Raw genomic sequence first — 23,169 nt, forward strand, 5'->3', positions numbered from 1 at the left:
CGGTCAGCTGTGCCGGGTCCGACGGCGCGGACGCTCGCCGCCCTCGCCACCCTCGCCGCCGCCGCCGTTGCCGCCCTCGCCGCCGCGCTCCGGGCCACGCCCGCCACGGTCGCCGCCACGCTCACGGTCGCCGCGGTCACGCGGAGCCCGGTCGCCCCGGTCCCGACCAGCCGGCCGGTCGCCAGCGGCGGCCTCACCGGCGGCCGGAGCCTCGGTGCCCTCCGGGCGGACCTTGTCGAGGTAGATCTTGCCGCGGGCGTCGATGTCAGCGATCTCGACCTCGACCCGGTCACCGACGTTGAGGAAGTCCTCAACGCGCTCGACCCGCTTGCCGTCGCCCACCTTGGAGATGTGCAGCAGACCGTCACGGCCCGGCAGGAGCGAGATGAACGCGCCGAACGCGGCGGTCTTGACCACCGTGCCGAGGAACCGCTCGCCCTGCTTCGGCAGCGTCGGGTTGGCGATGCCGTTGATCCGGTCGACGGCCGCCTGGGCCGACGGGCCGTTTGTGGCGCCGACGTAGATCGTTCCGTCGTCCTCGATGGAGATCTCGGCGCCGGTCTCGTCCTGGATCGCGTTGATGGTCTGCCCCTTCGGGCCGATCACCATGCCGATCTTGTCCACCGGGATCTTGACCGTGGTGACCCGCGGCGCGTAGTCGGACATCTCGGCCGGAGCCTCGATCGCCGCCTTCATGACGCCGAGGATGACCTGCCGGGCCTCGTTCGCCTGCTGCAACGCGGCGGCCAGCACGTCCGACGGGATGCCGTTGAGCTTGGTGTCGAGCTGGAGCGCGGTGACGAACTCCGGGGTGCCGGCGACCTTGAAGTCCATGTCACCGAACGCGTCCTCGGCACCGAGGATGTCGGTCAGCGTCACGTACTGGGTCTTGCCGTCCACCTCGTCGGAGATGAGCCCCATCGCGATGCCGGCGACCGGCGCCTTCAGCGGGACACCCGCGGAGAGCAGGCCCAGCGTCGACGCGCAGACCGAACCCATCGAGGTGGAGCCGTTGGAGCCGAGCGCCTCCGACACCTGCCGGATGGCGTACGGGAACTCCTCGCGCGACGGCAGCACCGGGATCAGCGCGCGCTCGGCGAGAGCGCCGTGGCCGATCTCGCGACGCTTCGGCGAGCCGACCCGGCCGGTCTCACCGGTCGAGTACGGCGGGAAGTTGTAGTTGTGCATGTAGCGCTTGCGGTTCTCGGGGGACAGCGTGTCCACCATCTGCTCCATGCGGAGCATGTTCAGCGTGGTGACACCCAGGATCTGGGTCTCGCCCCGCTCGAACAGCGCCGAACCGTGCACCCGGGGCAGCACGCCGACCTCGGCGGTCAGCGCCCGGATGTCGCGCGGGCCACGCCCGTCCATGCGGACCTGCTCGCGCAGCACGCGGTTGCGCACCTCGGACTTGGTCAGCGACCGGAAGGCAGCACTGAGCTCCTTCTCCCGGCCCTCGAACCGTGCGCCCAGCTCCTCGGCGACCCGGGCCTTGACCCGGTCCAGGGCCTCCTCGCGGTCGGCCTTGCCGGCGATGGTGATCGCCTCGGCCACGTCGGCGCGGGCCAGCTCGGAGACGGCGTCGTACACGTCGTCCTGGTAGTCCAGGAAGACCGGGAACTCGGTGACCGGCTTGGCGGCGACCTCGGCCAGCTCGCTCTGCGCGCGGCACAGCTCACGGATCGCCGGCTTGGCGGCCTCCAGGCCGCTGGCGACGACCTCCTCGGTCGGTGCGGTGGCACCGGCCGAGATGAGGGCGACGGCGTTCGGGGTGGCCTCGGCCTCGACCATCATGATCGCGACGTCACCGTCCTCGAGCGTGCGGCCGGCCACGACCATGTCGAAGGTGGCGCGAGCCAGCTCCTCCAGGGTCGGGAAGGCGACCCACTGGCCGTCGATGTGGGCGACGCGGGTCGCGCCGATCGGGCCGGAGAACGGCAGGCCGGAGAGCTTGGTCGACATCGAGGCGGCGTTGATCGCCACGACGTCGTACGGGTGCTGCGGGTCGAGCGCGAGGATGGTCTCGACGACCTGGACCTCGTTGCGCAGGCCCTTGACGAACGACGGGCGCAGCGGCCGGTCGATCAGCCGGCAGGTGAGGATCGCGTCCTCGCTGGGCCGACCCTCGCGGCGGAAGAACGAGCCGGGGATGCGGCCCGCGGCGTACATCCGCTCCTCGACGTCGACGGTCAGCGGGAAGAAGTCGAACTGCTCCTTCGGGTGCTTACCGGCGGTCGTGGCGGAGAGAACAACCGTCTCGCCCAGCTGGGCGATGACGGAACCGGCGGCCTGGCGAGCCAGCCGACCGGTGGAGAAGGTGATCTCGCGGGTGCCGAAGGACCCGTTGTCGATCACGGCGGTGCGGGATTCGGTGCCGAGTTTGGTCTCGGTCATGTGCTGTCGTGCTCCTTCGCGTCGTGGGCCCACGACATCGGGGAGCTGCTCAGCCGGCCGGTCTTCGATCGAAGCGCCCGGGTGGCCGGCATGATGCCGGGGTTCCCGGGGGCCACTACCGGAGACCGGTACGCTGACCGGCTCCCTCTCGGGTGGTCGCGCGGCCCGTGTTTCTTCAGGTGGGACGCGGTACGGGGGAGCGGCCGTCCGGCCACTCCCCCGTCACGTCACCGGCGCAGACCGAGCCGCTCGATGAGCGACCGGTAGCGGGCAATGTCCTTCTTCTGGACGTAGTTGAGCAACCGACGGCGACGGCCGACCAGCAGCAGCAGCCCACGGCGGCTGTGGTGGTCGTGCTTGTGCACCTTCAGGTGCTCGGTCAGCTCGGCGATCCGCTTGGTGAGGACCGCTACCTGGACCTCCGGCGAACCGGTGTCGCCCTCGGCGGTCGCGTACTCCGCGCGGATGCTGGCCTTGGCTTCCTGATCGAGCGCCATGTTCTCCCTGTTTCGATGGGTTGATCAAATGGGTGTCCGCCGTCCCGGTGGACCGGGAACGGACCGGTACCTCGCACCCGCGGCGTCGAGCAGGCACGCGAGGCCCCACGCCGGTCACCCGACGTCCCGGCAAGACTACCAGCACTCGCCGGTAACACCCGGCGAAGGGCCTCGGTGGCGGCCCGTCACCCCGGCGCGATCAGGCCAGTACGCGCCGGGTGCGCTCGACGTCCTGATTCATCTGGGCGATCAACGGCTCGATCGAGTCGTACCGGATCTGACCACGCAGGTGCGCCACGAAGTCCAGGGCCAACCGCTCGCCGTACAGGTCACCGGAGAAGTCCAGCGCGTACGCCTCCACCCGCCGCTCCCGGCCGGAGAAGGTCGGGTTGGTGCCAACGGACACCGCCGCCAGCAGCGGCTCGTGCTGACCGCGGCGGATCAGCCGGGCCGCGTACACGCCGTCGGCGGGCACCGCCGCGTACCTGTGGCAGAGCAGGTTGGCGGTGGGGAAGCCCAGCTCCCGGCCCCGCTGGTCGCCCCGGACCACGACGCCCTCCACCCGGTGTGGGCGGCCCAGCGCGGCGGCCGCCGCGCCCACGTCACCCGCGTCGACACAGGACCGGATGTACGTGGAGGAGAAGACGGTGCCGGCCTCGGCGACCAGCGGGGCGCCCTCCACGCCGAAGCCGAACGTCTGACCCAGCCGTTCCAGCAACGCCACGTCGCCGGCGGCCCGGTGCCCGAAGCGGAAGTTGCCGCCGACCACCACCAACGCGGCGTGCAGGTGCTCGACCAGGACGTCGTGCACGAACTGCTCGGCCGGCACCCGGGAGAACTCCGGGGTGAACGGCACCACGCAGAGCACGTCCACGCCGAGCGCCTCGATCAGCTCGGCCTTACGGGCCGGCTCGGTGAGCACCGCCGGGTGCGAACCGGGACGGACCACCTCGGCCGGGTGCGGGTCGAAGGTGACCACCACCGACTGCACGCCCAACTCGCGGGCCCGGGCCACGGCGTGCCCGATCGTCGCCTGATGCCCCTTGTGCACGCCGTCGAAGACGCCGATGGTGACCACCGAGCGTCCCCACCCGCCGGGCGCCGCGTCGTAGCCCCGCCACCGCTGCATGCCGTTCCTCTCTGCTGTCCCGCCGGCCGGCGGGTCGACACCGCCGGCTGCGGGCCGACGGACCTGCGCTGCGCTGTCAGGCCGGTGCGAGCACGATCTCCGCGCGGGCGCGCCCGTCCCGTTCGCTGACGATAGCGATCAGGCCGCCGGCCGGCCCGAAGACGGCGTACGGCCCGGTCAGGCCGGCCGGGTCCAGTGGTCCACCGTGGGCGAGCACCCGGGCCTCGTCCGGCGTGGCCTCCCGGCGCGCGAAGAACCGGTCGGCCGCCGCGTCCAGTGGCAGGTTCACCACGTCCGGGGCGCGTTGCTCCAACTCGTCGAGCGTCGCCGCCTCGGCGAGGGTGAAGCCACCCACAGCGGTACGCCGCAGCGCCGTGAGGTGCCCGCCGACGCCGAGCGCCAGGCCGGCGTCGCGGGCGATGGCCCGGATGTACGTACCGGAGGAGCAGGTCACGTCCACGTCCACGTCCACCACGTCCGGCTCGGTGCGGCGGATCGCCAGCACCTCCAACCGGGAGATGGTGACCCGCCGCGCCGGCAGTTCCACGCTCTCCCCGTCGCGGACCCGCTTGTACGCCCGCTGCCCGTCGATCTTGATGGCGCTGACCGCGCTCGGCACCTGGTCGACCTCGCCGCTGAGCCCCGCCAGAGCCGACCGGATCGCGTCGTCGGTGACCTGCCCGGCCGGCACTGTGGCGGTCACGTCGCCCTCGGCGTCGTCGGTGACTGTGGTCTGGCCGAGCCGGATGGTGCCGGTGTAGCTCTTGCCGGCGCCGATCACGTAGGTCAGCAGCCGGGTGGCCCGGCCGACACCGATCACCAGCACACCGGTCGCCATCGGATCGAGGGTGCCGCCGTGACCGACCCGTCGGGTCTTCGCCAGTCGGCGGATGCGCGCCACCACGTCGTGCGACGTCATGCCGCCGGGCTTGTCGACCACGATCAGACCATCGGTGCTCACGTCGGCCAAGCCTGCCAGATGGCACCCACTCCGCAGTGCGTGGGCAGGCCCGGCGTGACCCGAGCCTCCCGCACCAAGGGCTGAGCCGATTTGTCGGGACGAGGCGTCCGTCCGGCGGTTTGTCAGGCGGGGGCAGCCGGACGACCTCCCCGGATGCGAAGATCACCCGCCCGCTGCCACCACCTCGAGATCAGGACCGCCGATGACCACCGACCGACCGCCGGGCCACGAGCACCGCGCTCGGGTCGACCTTCCGGATTGGATGCGGCATCCGACGCCGAAGCGGCGGACGCCGGCACGCTATGTCGACGACCTGATCGAGGGTTGGCCGGCGCTTCGGGCCGCCCGTCGGACGGTGTGGCACTGGCGCGGCCGGAGCAGGTGGAGCGAGTCGCATCCGCACCTCGTCGCCGTGCTGTCGTTCGTCGTGGCAGTCGTCCTCGGGACCGCGTTGGTGACCGGCACCTACTACCTGCTCGCGCTGGCCACCAGCGGCGACTACTGACGGAGAGAACATGGAACACACGTCGCCGGAGCCGGTCGACCCGCCACCGCCGCCCGTCGCGGTAGCGGAGGTCAACCCGGTGCAGCTACCGGACTGGCTGCGGGCACCGCAGACCGAACACCAGCCCGCCGGATGGGACCGGGTCCGCTTCTTCTCGGCCCGGCACAACGGGGCCCTGCTGCTCGGCTTCGGCCTGGTGCTGACCCTGCTGATGATCGTCGGCGGGGCGGTGTTGGTCGGTCGGGTCGCCGATGGCATCCAGGCGTCCGCCTCGGCGAGCCCCACACCGAGCCCTACCCCGCCGGTGAGCAGGGTCGGCGAGCCACGGGACCTGTTCGCCGGGTCGCCGGCGGCCTCCTTCGCGCCGGGTGAGCAGGCCGTGCGCATGCCGGCGGCCAAGGCCACCGGGCAGTTCACCGCGGCGCAGGTGCGGTCCGCGCTGGAGTCGGTGCGCAAGGCGTTGATCAAGAGCCGGCTCGACACCTCGATGTTCATGGGTGATCCCGAGCCGTTCCTGGCGCTGCTCGCCCCGGACGCCCGCGAGCGGCTCCGGCCGGACTTCACCAGCAACACCTTCCTTCGGTACGCGACAAGGATGGCGTCGCCGTCGGAGTGGGAGCCTGGCGCCCGAGCCGACGGCCGGGTCAGTTACCGGGCCACCGAGGAGAACGGCATCCGGTTGCTGGAGGTGTCCACCGAATTCGTGTGGGCGTACCCATTCGACGTGGACCTGCGTGCGCCCGCCGGCGCCAGCGTGGTGGCACTTCGCGACCGCGTGGTCTGGCAGGTGCCACACCCGGACGACGTGCAGGCATCCTCGGAGGGCCTGTGGCTCGGTTCAGCGGAGGCCATCACCTGGAACGCGGACTGCGCTCAACTGCGGGACGGCTGGGTCCGCGAGCAGTACTGGTTGGCCGACCTGCACGGGAAGCGGATACCCGCTGGTGACCCGGGCACCATCTTCGACCTTGGCGCGCCCGCGCCGACCACCACGCGCTGCTGACGGCAGGCCCGGCGGGCGGTCAGCGGACCGCCCCGGTCACCGCCCACCTGCCGTCGCGCAGTCGCAGCAGCAGGGCGACCAGCCGGATCACCACGAACACTGTCAGCCCGGCCCAGATGCCGCCCAGCCCGAGGTTGAGCGCGTACGCCAGCCAGATGGCCGGCAGGAAGCCGCCGAGCGCCGCCACGATGGTGAGGTTGCGCAGGTAACGCACGTCACCGGCGCCGATCAGCACGCCGTCGAGGGCGAACACCACCCCGGCCAGCGGCAGCATGACGACGAACCACGGCCAGGCCACCATTGCCTGCTCGCGTACCCCGGCATCGGAGCTGAACCACGACGGCACCACGCTCGCGCCGGCGGCGACGAGCAGCGCGAAGCCCACGCCGCAGACGCCGCCGAGCAGCCCGACCCGGCGGGCGAGCGCCCGCGCACCAGCGTCGTCGCCGGCGCCGAGCGCGGCACCGACCAGGGACTGCGCGGCGATGGCGAGGGCGTCGAGCACCAGCGCGGTGAAGAACCAGAGTTGCAGGGCGATCTGGTGGGCGCCGACGGCGGCGGCGCCGAAGCGGGCGGCGACGGCGGTCGCGGACAGGAAGCTGGCCTGGAACGCCAGCCCACGGATCAGCAGGTCCCGGCTGAGCACCAGTTGTTGGCGGATCACGCGAGGTTGGGGTCGCAGCGACACCCGCTCACCGACCAGGGCGACGGCGAAGAGCACCCCGCAGAGCGTCTGCGCGACGACGTTCGCCACCGCCGAGCCGACCAGACCCAGCCCGCCGGGGTAGACCAGCAGCGGGCAGAGCAGCGCGGAGAGCAGGTTGGGGCCGAGCACGAAGTACAGCGGGCGGCGAGTGTCCTGCACGCCGCGCAGCCAGCCGTTTCCGGCGGCGGCGAGGAGTAGGCCGGGAGCGCCGAGGGCCGCGATCCGCAACCACTGGGCGGCGGCGTCGGCGACCTCGCCACCACCACCGGCGAGGGTACGCGCGAGCGCGCCGCCGCCGACCTGCATGCCGATCGCGATCAGCAGGCCGACACCGAACGCCAGCCAGGACGACTGGACGCCCTCGGCGACCGCGGCGGCCCGGTCACCCGCGCCGAAGCGGCGGGCGGCGCGGCCGGTGGTGCCGTAGGCGACCACTGTGCCCACCCAGGCGGTGAGCGTCATGACCGTGCCGCCGACGGCGAGCGCGGCGAGTGGCACCCGGCCGAGGTGACCGACCACCGCGGTGTCGACAAGCACGTAGAGCGGCTCGGCGGCGAGCACCACGAGGGCCGGCAGGGCGAGCGCGGCGATCCGCCGGGGCGAGGCGGGTCGGTGAGCTGTGGTGGCGTGGTTCATCGCCGCCGATCCTGGCATGGCTGCGGTAAGGAGCACAAGGCCGCCGGTGACTTACTGACCCACCTCTCGACCAGCTCGGCGGACGTCACCGAGAATCGCGGCCCTGATGCGCCCCCTGTCGCCGGCATCCCGGTTTGCGGCGCTCACTACCCTGTCCGAGGCTCCCACGCGGGGGGCACCATGACAGCGATAGGCCTATGACAGTGAGCGACAGCTACCCTCCGCCCGACCCGAACGTCACCCCCTGGAGCGGCCCGCCGGCCCCGCAGCAGGGCGGCTACCCGCCGTACGGACAGCCACCACCCCAGCCGTACTACGGCGCACCACTGCCGGCGCCGGACAAGTCGAACAAGGGCCTGATCATCGGGCTGGTAGCCGGCGCGGTGGTCGTCATACTCGCCATCTGCGGCGCGGGAATCGGCATCCTGCTCGCCTACGATGACGACGAGCCCGCACGGGGCACGTCCTCCACCCCCACGCTGGGCACCGGCAGCACGCCGGGCACGGGGACCGTCCCCACGCCGGGGCAGGCGGATCCACCGAACAACAACGCGATGACCGCCCGTTACTCCAGCGACCTGGCGAACGTCTGCGAGGGCAGCCCGATCCTGAACGCGGCGCCCTACAGCGGCCCGGCCGGCGCCAAGGCGTACACGTTCTCGAACAACCCCGACCGGCCGACGTCCTGGTCGTCGACGTACGTCCCCTCGGACAAGTCCTACTACGCCAAGGGCGCGGACTACCAGAAGGTGTCGGTGGTCGGCTGCCTGAAGTTCGACGAGGGCAGCCAGGGCCCCCCGAAGAAGTGTCAGTACAAGGACAAGGCGGAAAAGCCGGTCACCATCGACTACGTCTCGTCGCGTTACACCCTGACCTTCTACGCGGCCAGGACCGCCGAGAAGATCGGCGACGGCGGCACCGTGACCGCCCCGACGAACAGGTGCCCGAGTTTCATCTCGTACGACAAGACAACAATGAGGGCGTACGCGACGCCGGACTCCGGCACCATCGAGGCGGCCCTGGACACGTTCCTGTCCTGAACGACCCGACCCCCACTGGTGGCCGGATGGTGACGCCGTCGGCGCGGCACGTCGGCGGCGTCACCACCGGTCGAGACGAGTCACTGACGGGTGTCCATCGACGTCTGCAGCGCGCGGCGGGCCTGCTCGCGGGCGTCGTCGGTGGTGGTCTCGGGCTTGGGCTTGTTCGGCATGGTGGCGCTCCTCTTCCCAGGGCGTGAGCCGCCGACACACGGCGGCCCTCACGGGCGGTCCTGCTGAGCGCCCCACGGCGGTCCGGGGTTACCGGAGCAGCCGACTGGGCAGCGTGAGCCCGGGTCGATCGACCCTGGAGGGAGGCGGCACGGGGTGTGGCACCACCGCCCATGACCTGCACCGCCAGGCGGCACCGGCCTTCTCCCAAGTTATCGTTCAGGTCCACATACTGCTTACGGTTCCCGCCATTTGGACGGTCGGCAACCCGGCTCAGCGAGCCAGGAAGTGCCAGCCCAGCCACCACCAGAACCCGAACAGACCGATCCGGCCCACCGGCACCGAACCGACCTCGTAACGCATCACGTAGGCACAGACCTCGCCGAGGGTGGGGATCCGCGACCCCTCCCGCCGGGCCATCCACTCGACCACCGCGAAGAGGATCAGCGCGGCGAGGAAGCCGCCGATCGCGAGCGCGCGCATCATCGCCGCACCAGCCCCCAGAAGGCGGCCAACCAGGCGAACCAGACCGCCGAACGGGTCAGTTGATCCTCCAGGAGAGGATCGGCCAACCGGGAGAAGGTGGGGAAGTCATCGCCGGCAGCCAGCACGAAGGTCACACCCTCGAAGACCCCGAAGACCACCACCGGCACCGCCCACCAGGCCGCCCCCGCGCCCAGCCGGCGCGGCGCCGGCCGGCGGGGCACCCGGTTGCTCAGACCGAGCCAGATCAGCACCCCACCCGTCCCGAGGGTGAACAGATTCGCCTCGGTGGAGAAGGACGCGAACCGGCCACCAACGAGCGACAGGCAGACGAGGACGGGAACGGAGACGGCGGGCCGGTCCCAGGCGCGGGGGGCCTCCACGGTGAGGTCGTGCGGCTGCTCCATCCCGCAATTCTTCCCGGTATCACGGAACGCGGGAAGACCAACACTCCCCGGAGCTGACCCTGATCTTCCAGACCGGCGGATCGACGGCGCCGAAGGCGCCTCAGCCGATCAGCGCCGCGTCCAGCTGACCGCGGATCGACTCGACCACCTGCTCGACGGTGCCCCGACCGGTGAACCCGGCCGCGAACGTGTGCCCACCACCGCCCAGCGCCACGGCGACCCGACTGACGTCCACAGCGCCCTTGCTGCGCATCGACACCGCCCACTCGGCGGGCCTGGTCTGCTTCACCACACAGCTCACATCCGCCTCGGCGGTGCAGCGCACGGAGTCGATCAGCGCCTCCAGCACGTACGGCCGCTGGTCGTGCCGAGCCAGGTCATCGAGGGTGGCGAAGGTCCAGACCAGGCCCCGACCTCCGGCGGCCGCCGGCTCCAGTCGAGCCCGGCCGAGCACCTCACCGAAGAGGCGGACCGCGCCGAATGGCCGGGTGTCGAAGACCCGCCGGGAGATGTCACCCGGCGAGATGCCGGTCGCCAGCAGCCGGGCGGCCATCTGATGCACCGCCGGGGTGGTCGCCTCGAACCGGAACGAGCCGGTGTCAGTCGTCAGCGCCACGTAGAGGCACTCGGCGATGGCCGGATCAACCACCACCCCGAGCCGGGCCAGCAGTTGCTCGGCCACTACCGACGTGGCCGCCGCACCCGGGTCGACCAGGTTGACGGTGCCGAACCCGGGGTTGGAGGCGTGATGGTCGAGCACCAACGCCGCACCCGCCGACGACAACCGCCCGGCCAACTCGCCGAGACGCGACTCGCTCGCCGCGTCGAAGCAGATCACCAGATCGGGCGCCGGGTCGGCGGCGTCCGCCGGGACCAGCAGGTCCAGCCCGGGCAGCCCCCGGAACGGCTCCGGCAGCTCCGGCGGCCCGGGGAAGGTCGCCTGCACGTCGCGTACGCCGAACTGCCGCAGGCCCAGACCGAAGCCGAGCATGCTGCCCAGCGCGTCGCCGTCCGGGTTGATGTGGCAGATCAGCAGCACCCGGGCGGTCGGCGGGAGGGCCCGCACCAACGCCTCGGCCGCGGCCCAGTCCGCCTCGGCGGGGCCGAGCCCGGCTGCCCCGGCGAACGGGGCGCTGGCGGTGCTGGTCACCGCGTTTCCCCACCCCGCGGGGTCTCCTTGACGTCGGTGGCCTCGTCGGCCTCGTCCGTCTCGTCGGCCTCATCGGTCTCGTCGTCCACCCGGTACGGCTGGGCCTCGCCCGCGTACTTCGCCTGGGCGGCGAGCCGCTGCACCTCGGCATCGGCGTTGCGGGCGGCGGCGAGCAGGTCATCGATGTGCTTGACCTGGTCCTGCACGTCGTCGAGGACGAACGTGAGGGTCGGCGAGTGGCGCAGCCCGAGGGCCTTGCCGACAGTGCTGCGCAGCAGCCCCTTGGCGCTCTCCAGCGCCGCCGCGGTGTCCGCCTGGGCCACCGAGTCACCGAGCACTGTGTAGAAGACCGTCGCGTCACGCAGGTCAGCGGTAATCCGGGCGTCGGTGATGGTGATCATCCCGAGCCGCGGGTCCTTGATCTGGCTCCGCACCACCGACGCGACCAGCTCACGCACCCGTTCCGCGTGCCGGCGTACCTTAGCCGGATCAGACATCTCGCCACCTCCACGGCGTCCTGCTTCCGGTCGACCCGGCGGCCCGGAGGCCGCCGGCCGACCGGCCAACATCTCGAACATTACCTTCGGGGCCGCTCCGGTCGCCCGGCACAGCCGGCACCATGGTCAGTCGTCGTCCGCGCCGTAGAGCCGGCGTCGAACCGACAGCAACTCGACCTCGGGGCGATTGGCCACCAGGCGCTCACAGGAGTCGAGCACCTCGCGGACGTGCGCCGTCTCGGCGGCCACCACGGCCACCGCCAGTTGCGCTCGACCATGCAGGTCGAGCGCACCCACCTCGGCGGCCGACACCTCGAAGCGGCGCAGCGCCGCAACGATCGGCCGTACATATGATCTCTTGGCTTTGAGCGACCGGGAGTCGCCCGGCAGCAGCAGGTCGAAGACCGCGGTTCCGGTGAACATCGTCCCGGACGATACCGCCAACCCGCCCCGCATGATCAAGGGGTTTACGCCGGGTGGCGTAAACCCCTTGATCAGCGTGTCACTGCCGGATCAGGCGCGAACCTTCTCCCGCATCTCGAAGGTCTCGATGACGTCGCCGACCTGGACGTTGTTGTAACCGCCCAGAGTCAGACCACACTCGAAGCCCTCGCGGACCTCGGTGGCGTCGTCCTTGAACCGCTTGAGCGAGGTGATCGTGAGGTTGTCCGCCACGACCGCCCCGTCCCGAAGCAGGCGAGCCTTCGCGTTGCGTCGGATGATGCCCGACCGGACGATGCAACCGGAGATGTTGCCGATCTTGGACGAGCGGAAGACATCGCGGATCTCCGCGCTGCCCAGCTCGGCCTCCTCGTACTCCGGCTTGAGCAGACCCTTGAGCGCTGCCTCGATCTCCTCGATGGCCTGGTAGATGACGGTGTAGTACCGGATCTCCACGCCCTCGCGGTCGGCCATCTCACGGACCTTGTTCGAGGCCCGCACGTTGAAGCCGATGATCGTGACCGGCTCGGACGAGGCACTCGCGAGCATGACGTTGCTCTCGGTGATCGCGCCGACGCCCCGGTCGAGGACCTTGAGCTGGACCTCCTCGGGGATGTCGAGGTTGAACAGCGCGTCCTCCAGGGCCTCCACCGAACCGGAGACATCGCCCTTGAGGATGAGGTTGAGCGAGGTCTTCTCGCCCTCCTTGAGCTGCTCCATGAGCGTCTCGAGGGTGGCCCGACCACGGGAGTTGGCGAAGGACGCCGCCCGCCGCCGTGCCTGCCGCTGCTCGGCGATCTGCCGCACTGTGCGGTCGTCCGCCGCGGCGAGGAACGTGTCTCCCGCACCGGGCGGCGCGGTCAGACCCAGCACCATGACCGGACGCGCCGGCCCAGCCTCGGTGAGCTGGTTGCCGTTCTCGTCGAGCATGGCCCGAACCCGGCCGTGCGCCCCGCCGGCGACGATCGAGTCGCCCGCCCGCAGGGTGCCCTTCTGCACCAGCACCGTCGCCACCGCACCGCGACCCTTGTCCAGGTGTGCCTCGATGGCCACACCCTGCGCCGGCCCGTCGATCGGAGCGGTCAGCTCCAGCGACGCGTCGGCGGTCAGCAGGACAGCCTCGAGCAGCTCCTCGATGCCGATGCCCGGCTTGGCTGCCACGTTGACGAACATGGTCTCGCCGCCGTACTCCTCGGCGACCAGGCCGTACTCGGTCAGCTGCTGGCGGACCTTGTCCGGGTTGGCGTCCGGCTTGTCGACCTTGTTGACCGCGACCACGATCGGCACGTCGGCCGCCTTGGCGTGGTTCAACGCCTCGATCGTCTGCGGCATCACACCGTCGTCGGCCGCGACGACCAGGATCACGATGTCCGTGACCTGGGCACCACGAGCACGCATGGCGGTGAACGCCTCGTGACCCGGGGTGTCGATGAAGGTGACCGCCCGGTCCTCGCCCTCGTGCGGGACGTGCACCTGGTAGGCACCGATGTGCTGGGTGATGCCACCCGCCTCACCGGCCACGACGTTCGCCTTACGGATGGCGTCGAGCAGCTTGGTCTTACCGTGGTCGACGTGACCCATGACGGTCACCACCGGCGCACGGCTGACCAGACGCTCCTCGGCCACCTCCGCGTCGAGGTCGATGTTGAACTGCGCGAGCAGCTCGCGGTCCTCGTCCTCCGGGCTGACGATCTGGATGTCGAAGCCCAGGTGCTCACCCAGCAGGTGCAGGGTGTCGTCAGAACAGGACTGGGTCGCGGTCACCATCTCGCCCAGGTTGAACATCTCCTGGACCAGCGAACCCGGGTTGGCGTTGATCTTGTCGGCGAAGTCCGACAGCGAGGCGCCACGGGAGAGCCGGACGATCTGACCCTGACCCCGGGGAGCACCCGAGCTCATGGTCGGAGCCGACAGGTTGTCGAACTCCTGTCTGCGCTGCTTCTTGGACTTGCGACCGCGCGTCGGCCGGCCACCCGGACGCCCGAAGGCACCCGCGGCGCCGCCGCCACGGCCACGACCGCCCGCACCCGGACGACCGCCGCCACCGGCCGGACCACCCGGACGGAAACCGCCGCCGGGAGCACCCGCACCGCCGCCGGGACCGCCACGGTAGCCACCGCCACCGCCGGCACCCGCGCCGCCACCGGGGCCGCCGCGGTAACCGCCACCGCCACCGGCGCCACCGCCGGGACCGCCACGGAAACCGCCGCCACCGCCACCGGGACGACCTGCGCCGCCACCGGGACGACCGGCGCCACCGGGACCGGGGCGACCGGCAGCCGGCCGCTGGCTCGGCATGGACGCCGGGCTGGGCCGCGGCGGCATCGAGTTCGGGCTCGGCCGCGGCGGCATGCCCGCCGGGGTGTTGGGCCGAGGACCACCCGCACCGGCGGCCGGGGGCCGCTGCTGCTGGCCACCCTGGATGCCGAACGGGTTGTTACCGGCACCGCGCGCCGGCGGACGACCGCCCGGCCGGGCACCCGGACCGGGAGCCGGCGTGCTCGGACGAGCTGCCGGCGAACCGGGACGGGGCGGCATCGCCGCAGGACCCGGCCGAGGGCCGGGGCGGTTACCGCCGTCTGCCGGAGGCTCCCGGCGAACGGGGTTGTCCCGCTGCTGCTGACGGGCGGCCTGCGCGGCCTTGACCGCGGCCTCCTGCTCCGCCTTCAGCGCGGCGGCACGCGCCTCCGCGGCCGCCACCTCGATGTCGTGGGCACTCGCCGGCTTGGCGACCGGGGTCGCCGTCTGCGGTGCACCGGGAACCGGCCCCTTGGGCTTCGGACCGGGTGCCGGCGCGGCCGGCCGCCGAGGCGGCATCGGCTTGGCCGAGACCCGGGGCGCACCCGGGGTCGGGGTTGGCGTCGGGGTCGGGGTTGAAGCCGGCGTCGACGCGGGCGCCGACGGGGCGGCCGGGGCCGGGGCTCCGGCGGACGCGACGAATGCGTTACGCAGCCGCCGGGCGACGGGCGCCTCGACGGTGCTGGACGCGGACTTCACGAACTCGCCCATTTCCTTCAGCTTGGCGAGAACGGTCTTACTCTCGACCCCGAGCTCTTTTGCAAGCTCGTGTACGCGGGCCTTGCCTGCCACTGCACTCCTCACTCCGAGGTCGTGCGGGCAGCACCCGCAGCGACCTCACTCGTGCACTTGAAGCCTGGTCATTTCAGGGACTTCATCGTGTGCTCATGTCGGTCGTCCTACCCTGCTAGCGACCCTCGCCCGGTCGGGCTGACCGGACGTAGTGGTTGGCGCATCGACGTGCTCCGCCAGCGCACCGTGGTCGAGGACCTCGGTGCTGCGCAGCGCACGCCCGAAGGCGCGGCGCCGCACCGCCAGCGCGAAGCAGGCCGGATCCGGGTGCATGTTCGCTCCCCGACCCGGCAGCCTGCGGCGCGGATCAGGCCGGAGGCTGTGACCAGCCTCGTCCCTGACCGCGACGATTCGCAGCAATTCGCTGGCCGGCGCACGTTGCCGGCAACCCACACAGGTGCGCTCCGGCTGCGCGCGTCGTACCACTGGAGGAAGTCTACCCCTAGCTCCCCGAGATCGCGCCGCCCGGCTCCCGCACGTGATCAGTTACCCCACGCGCCGCCGGCGCGGTCTGCTCCGCATCGGAACGAATGTCGATCCGCCAACCGGTCAATCGGGCCGCGAGTCGGGCATTCTGCCCCTCCCGACCGATGGCGAGCGAGAGCTGGAAGTCGGGAACTGTCACCCGGGCGGCCCGGTTGGCCAGGTCGACCACCTCGACCCGCAGCGCCTTGGCCGGCGACAACGCGTTGCCGACGAAGGTGCCCGGGTCGTCCGACCAGTCGATGATGTCGATCTTCTCACCGTGCAGCTCGCTCATCACGGCACGCACCCGCTGACCCATCGGGCCGATGCAGGCGCCCTTGGCGTTCACCCCGGGGGTGGTGGAGCGGACGGCGATCTTCGTGCGATGGCCCGCCTCACGGGCGATCGCGCCGATCTCGACGGTGCCGTCGGCGATCTCCGGCACCTCCAGCGCGAAGAGCTTCTTGACCAGAGCCGGATGCGACCGGGACAGGGTGATCTGCGGCCCGCGCATGCCCTTGGCCACGTGCACCACGACGCAGCGGACCCGCTCGCCGTGCGCGTACCGCTCGCCGGGCACCTGCTCGGACTGCGGCAGCACGCCCTCGAGCTTGCCCAGGTCGACGCTGACGATGCCCTTCTCGGTACGCGTCTCGTGCGCCTGCACCACGCCGGTGACCAGGTCACCCTCGCGGCCGACGTACTCACCGAAGTGCACCTCGTCGGTGGCCTCCCGCAACCGCTGGAGGATCACCTGCTTGGCCGTCATGGCGGCGATCCGGCCGAAGTCGTGCGGGGTGTCGTCCCACTCCCGCACCAGGCTGCCGTCGGCATCCATCTCCTGCGCGTACACCAGGGCGGCGCCCGACCTGCGGTCGATCTCCACCCGGGCGTGCGGCTCGGCCCCGTCGGTGTGCCGGTAGGCGGTCAGCAACGCGGTCTCGATCGCCGCGAGAATCGTGTCGAACGGGATCTCCCGCTCGCGCTCGAGTGCGCGCAGCGCCGCGAGGTCGATGTTCACCTCTCCTCGTCCTCCACATCATCTTCGTCGTCGATGTCGTCTGAATCGTCGATCTCGTCGGAATCGTCCGCGTCGTCGAACTCGTCGTCCGGCTCACCCAGCTCGGCGAGCCGGGTGAACTCGACCTGCACGCGGCCCGGGCCCAGCTGGGCGTACGCCCAGGCGGCGCGGCCGTCGTCTGTCTCCAGGTGCACGCCCTCGTCGTCGGCCGCGACCACCCGGCCGGTCAGCTGACGGTCACCGGCGGGCTGCTCGCCCCGCTGGCCGGGCAGCGCGGCCGCGCCCCGGGCGGTCACCTTGACCAGTCGACCCACGTTGCGCCGCCAGTGGCGGGGCAGGGTGAGCGGCCGGTCGACGCCGGGCGAGCTGACTTCCAGCTGGTACTCGCCGGCGACGATGTCGCCACCGGTCTCCTCCGCGGCGTCCAGCGCGGCCGAGACCGCGCGGGAGACGACCGCGACGGCGTCCAGGTCGATCCCGCCGTCGGTGTCCACCATCACCCGGACCACGTGCCGGCGGCCGGCCCGGGAAACGGACAGGTCCTCCAGGTCGTAGCCGGCGTCGTTGACCACCGGCTCGATCACGGCCCGCAGTCGGTCCCGCCGTGCGGCGAGGTCACCGCCGCGGGGGCCCGCAGCACCGCGGGGTCGACCCGTCGGCCTGGTGGCACGGCCACGCTGCGTCATCTCCGCACCCTCTCCCTGGTCGACGGGGACCCCTGGTCCCGCCATGCCGGCACGCCACCGGAGTGGACACGCCGGTGGTGCGCAGAGCGTAACGCGCCTGCCCGGCGGCGGACCGGGCGGCGCACCGACGCCGGTGACCCCCGGAGCGGCACGGATGGTGTTGACTTGGCCGGTGGGGAACGGCAGAACGACACAGCGCGACCAAGCATCCGGACATTCCCGGCGAAAGCTGCTGGGCGCCGGGGCGTTGTTGGTGCTCGGCGGTGCGGTGACGCCGCTGACCGGCTGTGATCTTTTCGACCGCGACGACCAACCAGCCCCGCCACCCGACCCGCTGCGGCCGATGGTGGACGAGTCACTCGCGCTGGCCGCCGCGTACCGGGCGAGCGCGACCGCCCATCCCGACCTCGCCGACCGGCTCAACCCGATCGCCGAGACGCACACCGCGCACGCCACCGAGCTGGCCCGGGTGATCGGCGTGACGGTCCCGTCGGCGGCCTCCGCCGCCCCGACCACGGCCCCGGCCGCCGATCCGAACGGCGCGCGCGCCGCCCTGCGGGCGCTGGAAAAGACCGCCCAGCAGTCCGCCACCGCCGCCTGCGCCGCGGCGCCCGCGGAGCGGGCGGCACTGCTCGGGTCGATCGTCGCCGCTCGGGCGACTCACCAGGAGGCACTGAAGTGAGGCAGCCGTCCGCCGAGGAGGCACTCGCCTCCGCCCTGTCCGCCGAGTACGCGGCCATCTACGCCTACGGACGGATCGGTGTCCGGCTCAGCGGAGCGGCGCGGGACGCGGCACGTCAGGCTGAGGCCGCGCATCGACGTCGGCGCGACGCGCTGGTGGTGCAGCTCACCACGGCCAACGGCGTGGTCCCGCCGGACCGCGCCGGTTACGCCCTGCCGTTCCCGGTCACCGACCGGGCCAGCGCCCTGCGGCTCGCCGCCGAGGTGGAGGAGCGCACTGCCGCCCACTGGCGGGCGGCCCTGGCGTCCACCACCGGCGCCGACCGGGACCAGGCACTGGCCGCCCTTGTCGAGTACGCCGTGCGGGCCACCCGGTGGCGGAAGACTGCCGGGTCGACCCCGCTGACTGTCCCGTTTCCCGGTCGACCGACCTGAACCGGTCCACTCCGGTTGCGGTACGCATACCAGGTATGCATACTCCGTTGCCATGTCCATCCGTCACGGGTTGCTCGCCCTGCTCGAACGCGGCCAGATGTACGGCTACCAGCTGCGCGCCGCGTTCGAGGAGTCGACCGGCTCGACCTGGCCACTGAACATCGGGCAGGTCTACACCACGTTGTCCCGGCTGGAACGGGACGGTCTGGTGCGCCCGCTGCCGGAGAGCGAGGCCGGGCAGCGCCCGTACGAGATCACCGACGCCGGCCGGGCGGACCTGGCGCTGTGGTTCGCCACCCCGATCAGCCGTACCGACCGACCCCGCGACGAGCTGGCGATCAAGCTGGCGCTGGCGCTGACGACCCCCGGGGTCGACGTCCGTTCGGTGGTGCAGGCCCAACGCAGCGCGACGATGCGGGCCCTTCAGGAGTTGACCCGGTTGAAGTACGGCAGCAACCGGCCTGAGGACCTTCCCTGGCGCCTCGTGCTGGACTCGATGGTGTTCCAGGCCGAGGCTGAGGTGCGCTGGCTGGACCACTGCGAGACCAGTCTGGTCCGGCACCAACCCAGCGGCCCGGCGCCTCCCGCCTCCCGACCCGATGACGCCGACGCGCGGAACGCGGCCCGATGGGCCGGCGAGGAGGCAAGACGGTGAGCGGATCGGACGACGCGGTGCTGGAGCTACGCGCCGTCCACCGCACCCACGGCGCCGGGCCGGCGGCGGTGCACGCGCTGCGCGGCGTCAGCCTGGTCGTCCGGCCCGGCGAGCTGGTCGCCGTGATGGGGCCGTCCGGCTCCGGGAAATCGACCCTGCTGGCTCTCGCCGGTGGGTTGGACCGTCCGACCGGCGGCGAGGTCCGGGTCGAGGGGCAGCCGCTGGGGACCCTGGACCGCCGTGGGCTGGCCCAGCTGCGCCGCCGCCGGATCGGCTACATCTTCCAACAGCTCAACCTGCTGGGCAGTCTGAGCGCACTCGAGAACGTGGCGCTCCCGTTGGAACTCGACGGGACCAGCGGACGTCGGGCCCGCGCACTGGCCATGGCCGCGCTCACCGAGGTGGGCCTACCCGCGTTGGGTGACCGTTTCCCGGACCAGCTCTCCGGAGGGCAGCAGCAGCGGGTGGCCATCGCCCGCGCGCTGGTGGGCGAACGACGGCTCGTCCTCGCCGACGAGCCCACCGGAGCGTTGGATTCTCAGACCGGTGAGGCGGTGCTGCACCTGCTGCGCCGCCGGATCGACGCGGGCGCGGCCGGAGTGCTGGTCACCCACGAGGCACGGCACGCCGGCTGGGCCGACCGGGTGGTGTTCCTCCGCGACGGCGTGCTGGTGGACACGACGGCACCGCTGGGCAGTGTCGAGCAGTTGCTGTCCGGAAGCGACCGGTGACCGTTCGCCGCCCGACGCGGGCCCCCGGTCGGGCCGACACCGCGACGCCGCGGCCGGTCGCGCCACCCGCCCCGGTCGGCCGACGGCGGTTCGCCGAGCTGACCGGCTCCTGGCGGGCGGCGCTGCGGATCGCCAGACGGGAGTCACGCCGGTCCCGGCGGCGGACCGCCCTGGTGCTCGCGATGATCGCCATGCCGGTGGCGGCGCTGGCCTTCCTGGCGGCGAGCTACGACATGGCCGAGCTGACCCCACAGGAACGCGTCGACCGCCGACTCGGCGTGGCCGACGCGCAGTTGCAGTGGATCGCCAACGTCCCGGTGGAGCAGGACGAGTGGGGCGAGGGTTGGTACACCCGCGACGGCGCTCCCCCCGCGAAGGTCAGCGCGGCCCAACTGACGGCGCTGCTCGGGCCGGGCAGCCGGGTCACCGAGGTGCGTCCGCACGTCCCGCTGACCCTGCGCGGGCCGAACCGCGACGAGGTCGTGGACGGTCGGGTGCTGGACCTCACCGACCCGCTGGCCCGCGGGCTGGTGCGGTTCCGGGCCGGCCGGGCGCCGCAGCAACCCGGTGAGGTCGCTGTCAGTCCGAGGGCGCTGCGTCGTCTGGACCTCCGCCTCGGGCACGCCGTGGCCGCCGCCGACGGCAGCAGGGCGTACACGGTGGTGGGGGTGGTCGAGTTTCCCGACGACCTCGGACCGGTGGTGGCGCTGCACCCGGGGGCCGTGCCATCGACGGGCCCGGAGCCGGACGGAGTCTGGCTGGCGGACGTGCCGGGCACCGTCGACGAGGCGTTGGTGTCCCGGCTCAACGACAGTGGGGTGGTGGTCACCGCGCGGCACCAGGTCGGCTCGGCGACCGGAGCGGACCGGACATGGCTCGGGTCGGTCATGGGGGACAATCCGAACGACCTGAGCACCGGCGTCCTGATCGCCGGCCTCGGGCTGCTGGAGGTCGTCCTGCTGGTCGGGCCGGCCTTCGCCGTCGGAGTCCGTCGCCGTCGACGGGATCTGGCGCTGGTAGCGGTGGCGGGCGGGGACGCCGCCCAGCTCCGCCGGGTCGTGCTGGCCGACGGTGTGGTGCTGGGTGTGCTGGGGGCCGCCGCCGGCCTGCTGGTCGGCGTGGGCGCGGCGTTCGCCGGTCGCCCGCTGATGGAGCAGTATGTCTTCAGCGCCCGTTTCGGCGGCTACCGCTGCTGGCCGAGCGCGCTGGTCCTGCTCGGTGGCGTCGCGGTGCTGGCCGGGGTGCTCGCCGCGCTGGCACCGGCCTGGACCGCCGCCCGGCAGGACGTCAGCGCCGGCCTCGCCGGACGACGCACCCCGGCGAAATCTCCGGGCCGGTGGTTGGCTCTCGGACTGGCGCTGGTGGTCGGCGGGGCGGGGCTGGCGGCGTTCGGGGCCACCCGGACTTCCCCAGCGGTGGTTCTCACCGGGCTGATCCTCGGCGAGTTGGGCCTGGTCTGCTGCACGCCCACGCTGCTCGGGGTGCTCGCCCGCCTCGGCCGGGTGTTGCCGCTGGCACCACGGATCGCGCTGCGCGATGCCAGCCGCAACCGGGCCGCCGCGGCTCCGGCCATCTGCGCCGTGATGGCCGCCGTGGCCAGCAGCGTCGCCCTCGGCGGATACCTGGCCAGCGACGGTGCCCGCGACGCGCGCGCCTACCGGCCGGCGCTGCCGACCGGCCATGTCATGGTCAACCCGGTCGGATCGGCCGGGCAGCCCACGCTGGCCCAGATCACCGCCGCCGCCCGGGATCAGCTCGGGGTCGGCGCGGTGGCCCCGGTGCAGACACCGAGCTGCGGGGCGGGGCACACCGGCTACTGCGACATCGCACCGGTGCTCCCGCTGACCCGGGCCTGCCCCTGGCAGCCCGACGTTCCACTTCCCGCGGCGCAGCGCCAGCAGGCCCGCGCCGATCCCCGCTGCCAGATCAGCGAGGCGGACTACTTCGGCGGCTACGTGGAACCCGGAGTCGACGACGGAACCGCACTCCCCCTGCTCACCGGCGTGGACCCGGCGACGACAGCAGCCGCCACGGCCGTGCTGCACGCCGGTGGCGTGGTGGTGACCGACCCGCGCTACCTGCACGACGGCCTGGTGACCGTTCGGGTCAGCGAGGTGGAGGCCGGGTCGGACCGGCCGGTCACGGTCCACGACCTTCCGGGGTACGCGCTGCCCCGGGCGACCGGCCAGTCCCGTCTGCTGCTGTCCGCCGCCGCCGCGCGGCAACTCGACCTGAGCTGGTCTCAGACCGGCTGGGTGATCGGCACCACGACCCCGCCCGACGAGGAGCAACAGGCACGGTTCGCCGCCGTCCTGCGGCCGTTCGGGACGCTCGCGCTGAGCGCGGAGAACGGCGGCGCCCCACGCGACGTCTCACCGTTGCTTCTGCTGCTCGCGGCGGCGGCCGGGCTGATCACCGTGGGGGCGGCCGGGATCGCCACCGCGCTCGCCGCCGCCGAGGGACGCGCCGAGCTGACCACCCTCGCGGCCGTCGGCGCGGCCCCAGCGGTACGCCGGCTGCTGGCGATCTGCCAGGCCGGGGTCATCGCCGGTCTCGGTTCGCTGCTCGGCATCGTGGCCGGCCTCGGCACCGCCGCGATCGTGCTGGTCTCGGTGAACCGGCAGTACGCCAGTGACTGGCCGGTATCGGACCCGTATCCCTTTCTGGTGCCGTGGCCCGCGCTCGGGGTCCTGGTGCTGGTGCCGGTGGTGGCGATGCTCGGGGCGGGCCTGTTCACCCGGGCCCGACTGCCTATCGAGCGGCGGCTGGACTGACCGATCCGCCGCTATCGAAACGGGACCGCGCGGGGGTGCCGCCGGGGCCGGGCAGCCGGCAGACTGATCGGCGTGTCAGTGCTCAGGAATGTCGTCCGTCGCGTCGGTCATCATCGCTGGTTCGGCGCCACCGCGCGCCTGCTGGTCCCGGCCGATCGGATGGTTGGTCGACTCACCCGGGGCCGGGTGGTCGCGCTCGGCCTTCTCCCCTCCCTGCTGATCACCACAACGGGCCGCCGCTCCGGCAAGCCCCGCAGCAATCCGCTGCTCTACGTGCCCGACGGCGACGCGTACGTGGTGATCGGCTCCAACTGGGGGCAGACCCACCACCCCGGCTGGGCGATGAACCTGCTCGCCGATCCCGCCGCCGAGGTGGACGTGAAGGGCCGGCGGGTCGCGGTGCGGGCCCAGCGGGCCTCCGGCGCCGAACGGGACCGGTTGTGGCAGCTGCTGGTCACGGCGTGGCCGGCGTACCACACGTACGTGCAGCGGGCCGGCGGCCGGGAGATCCACATCTTCCGGCTGGCCCCGACCGGGCGCGGCGCGCCCGAGGCTCCGCCGTCGGCTGGCTAGGCTGACGCCCGGCAGCCAAGGCGAGGTGGTCCCGTGAG

Annotated in this window: 23 protein-coding genes; 9 read left to right on the forward strand and 14 right to left on the reverse strand. The window is 72.4% G+C overall.

Features of this window, described 5'->3' with window-relative positions:
- Positions 1-3: 3 nt before the first annotated feature.
- From AB0C19_RS11585 to truB, 4 genes are all read right to left on the reverse strand, one after another.
- Positions 4-2,394 carry a polyribonucleotide nucleotidyltransferase gene (locus AB0C19_RS11585; protein ID WP_357183024.1) on the reverse strand — a complete coding sequence of 797 codons (2,391 nt, stop codon included), beginning with the start codon at positions 2,392-2,394 and terminating at the stop codon, positions 4-6.
- 227 nt (positions 2,395-2,621) lie between these two features.
- Positions 2,622-2,891, reverse strand: coding sequence for a 30S ribosomal protein S15 (rpsO, locus tag AB0C19_RS11590; RefSeq protein ID WP_030337594.1), 270 nt, complete (start codon positions 2,889-2,891; stop codon positions 2,622-2,624).
- Positions 2,892-3,090: 199 nt separating this feature from the next.
- Entirely contained in the window at positions 3,091-4,020 is a 930-nt protein-coding gene (locus AB0C19_RS11595) for a bifunctional riboflavin kinase/FAD synthetase (RefSeq protein ID WP_196921595.1), read from the reverse strand.
- Between the two features lie 76 nt (positions 4,021-4,096).
- Positions 4,097-4,981: a tRNA pseudouridine(55) synthase TruB gene (gene truB / locus AB0C19_RS11600; protein WP_091402049.1), complete on the reverse strand. Its 885-nt coding sequence runs from the start codon at positions 4,979-4,981 to the stop codon at positions 4,097-4,099.
- A 202-nt stretch (positions 4,982-5,183) separates the two neighbouring features.
- Here truB and AB0C19_RS11605 point away from each other — a divergent pair, with 202 nt between their 5' ends.
- Entirely contained in the window at positions 5,184-5,486 is a 303-nt protein-coding gene (locus AB0C19_RS11605) for a hypothetical protein (RefSeq protein WP_357183028.1), read from the forward strand.
- 10 nt (positions 5,487-5,496) lie between these two features.
- Positions 5,497-6,489, forward strand: a complete 993-nt coding sequence (locus AB0C19_RS11610; protein WP_357183031.1) for a hypothetical protein — start codon at positions 5,497-5,499, stop codon at positions 6,487-6,489.
- Positions 6,490-6,508: 19 nt separating this feature from the next.
- Here the strand turns inward: AB0C19_RS11610 and AB0C19_RS11615 are convergent, their stop codons facing one another.
- Positions 6,509-7,831 carry an MATE family efflux transporter gene (locus tag AB0C19_RS11615; protein ID WP_357183034.1) on the reverse strand — a complete coding sequence of 441 codons (1,323 nt, stop codon included), beginning with the start codon at positions 7,829-7,831 and terminating at the stop codon, positions 6,509-6,511.
- A 197-nt stretch (positions 7,832-8,028) separates the two neighbouring features.
- On the opposite strand from AB0C19_RS11615, the gene AB0C19_RS11620 reads away from it, so the two are divergent.
- On the forward strand, positions 8,029-8,871 hold the full coding sequence (locus AB0C19_RS11620; protein ID WP_357183037.1) for a hypothetical protein: 843 nt from the start codon (positions 8,029-8,031) through the stop codon (positions 8,869-8,871).
- Between the two features lie 444 nt (positions 8,872-9,315).
- On the opposite strand, the gene AB0C19_RS11625 is transcribed toward AB0C19_RS11620, so the two are convergent.
- From AB0C19_RS11625 to rimP, 9 genes are all read right to left on the reverse strand, one after another.
- The gene (locus AB0C19_RS11625; protein ID WP_181548655.1) at positions 9,316-9,525 is read right to left on the reverse strand and encodes a DUF6186 family protein; all 210 of its coding nucleotides are present in this window, start codon (positions 9,523-9,525) and stop codon (positions 9,316-9,318) included.
- Entirely contained in the window at positions 9,525-9,932 is a 408-nt protein-coding gene (locus AB0C19_RS11630; RefSeq protein WP_357183040.1) for a hypothetical protein, read from the reverse strand. Before AB0C19_RS11630 ends, AB0C19_RS11625 begins: the two co-directional genes overlap by 1 nt.
- Before the next feature lie 100 nt (positions 9,933-10,032).
- Entirely contained in the window at positions 10,033-11,082 is a 1,050-nt protein-coding gene (locus tag AB0C19_RS11635) for a bifunctional oligoribonuclease/PAP phosphatase NrnA (protein ID WP_357183043.1), read from the reverse strand.
- On the reverse strand, positions 11,079-11,579 hold the full coding sequence (gene rbfA / locus AB0C19_RS11640) for a 30S ribosome-binding factor RbfA (RefSeq protein WP_112624086.1): 501 nt from the start codon (positions 11,577-11,579) through the stop codon (positions 11,079-11,081). The genes AB0C19_RS11635 and rbfA overlap by 4 nt, the downstream gene beginning before the upstream one ends.
- A gap of 126 nt (positions 11,580-11,705) precedes the next feature.
- Positions 11,706-12,002: a DUF503 domain-containing protein gene (locus tag AB0C19_RS11645; RefSeq protein ID WP_238671751.1), complete on the reverse strand. Its 297-nt coding sequence runs from the start codon at positions 12,000-12,002 to the stop codon at positions 11,706-11,708.
- A gap of 90 nt (positions 12,003-12,092) precedes the next feature.
- The gene (infB, locus tag AB0C19_RS11650) at positions 12,093-15,110 is read right to left on the reverse strand and encodes a translation initiation factor IF-2 (protein ID WP_357183048.1); all 3,018 of its coding nucleotides are present in this window, start codon (positions 15,108-15,110) and stop codon (positions 12,093-12,095) included.
- A 93-nt stretch (positions 15,111-15,203) separates the two neighbouring features.
- Positions 15,204-15,536: a YlxR family protein gene (locus AB0C19_RS11655; protein ID WP_112624296.1), complete on the reverse strand. Its 333-nt coding sequence runs from the start codon at positions 15,534-15,536 to the stop codon at positions 15,204-15,206.
- 16 nt (positions 15,537-15,552) lie between these two features.
- Positions 15,553-16,596, reverse strand: a complete 1,044-nt coding sequence (gene nusA, locus AB0C19_RS11660; RefSeq protein ID WP_238671748.1) for a transcription termination factor NusA — start codon at positions 16,594-16,596, stop codon at positions 15,553-15,555.
- On the reverse strand, positions 16,593-17,282 hold the full coding sequence (rimP, locus tag AB0C19_RS11665; RefSeq protein WP_357183053.1) for a ribosome maturation factor RimP: 690 nt from the start codon (positions 17,280-17,282) through the stop codon (positions 16,593-16,595). The genes nusA and rimP overlap by 4 nt, the downstream gene beginning before the upstream one ends.
- Before the next feature lie 229 nt (positions 17,283-17,511).
- Here rimP and AB0C19_RS11670 point away from each other — a divergent pair, with 229 nt between their 5' ends.
- The 6 genes from AB0C19_RS11670 to AB0C19_RS11695 all read left to right on the forward strand — a co-directional run bounded on the left by AB0C19_RS11670 (position 17,512) and on the right by AB0C19_RS11695 (position 23,131).
- Entirely contained in the window at positions 17,512-17,964 is a 453-nt protein-coding gene (locus AB0C19_RS11670) for a hypothetical protein (RefSeq protein ID WP_357183170.1), read from the forward strand.
- Positions 17,961-18,398 carry a ferritin-like domain-containing protein gene (locus AB0C19_RS11675; RefSeq protein WP_357183056.1) on the forward strand — a complete coding sequence of 146 codons (438 nt, stop codon included), beginning with the start codon at positions 17,961-17,963 and terminating at the stop codon, positions 18,396-18,398. Before AB0C19_RS11670 ends, AB0C19_RS11675 begins: the two co-directional genes overlap by 4 nt.
- A gap of 52 nt (positions 18,399-18,450) precedes the next feature.
- A complete protein-coding gene (locus AB0C19_RS11680; RefSeq protein WP_357183059.1) occupies positions 18,451-19,053 on the forward strand; it encodes a PadR family transcriptional regulator in 603 nt (200 codons plus the stop codon).
- Positions 19,026-19,784 (forward strand): ABC transporter ATP-binding protein, encoded by a 759-nt coding sequence (locus AB0C19_RS11685; RefSeq protein ID WP_357183062.1) that lies wholly within the window; start codon positions 19,026-19,028, stop codon positions 19,782-19,784. The genes AB0C19_RS11680 and AB0C19_RS11685 overlap by 28 nt, the downstream gene beginning before the upstream one ends.
- Positions 19,781-22,558 carry an FtsX-like permease family protein gene (locus AB0C19_RS11690; RefSeq protein WP_357183065.1) on the forward strand — a complete coding sequence of 926 codons (2,778 nt, stop codon included), beginning with the start codon at positions 19,781-19,783 and terminating at the stop codon, positions 22,556-22,558. The genes AB0C19_RS11685 and AB0C19_RS11690 overlap by 4 nt, the downstream gene beginning before the upstream one ends.
- A gap of 72 nt (positions 22,559-22,630) precedes the next feature.
- Entirely contained in the window at positions 22,631-23,131 is a 501-nt protein-coding gene (locus tag AB0C19_RS11695; RefSeq protein ID WP_357183069.1) for a nitroreductase/quinone reductase family protein, read from the forward strand.
- The last annotated feature ends 38 nt before the right edge of the window (positions 23,132-23,169 follow it).

The sequence above is a fragment of the Micromonospora sp. NPDC048842 genome (assembly GCF_040649935.1).
Taxonomy (GTDB): domain Bacteria; phylum Actinomycetota; class Actinomycetes; order Mycobacteriales; family Micromonosporaceae; genus Micromonospora; species Micromonospora hortensis.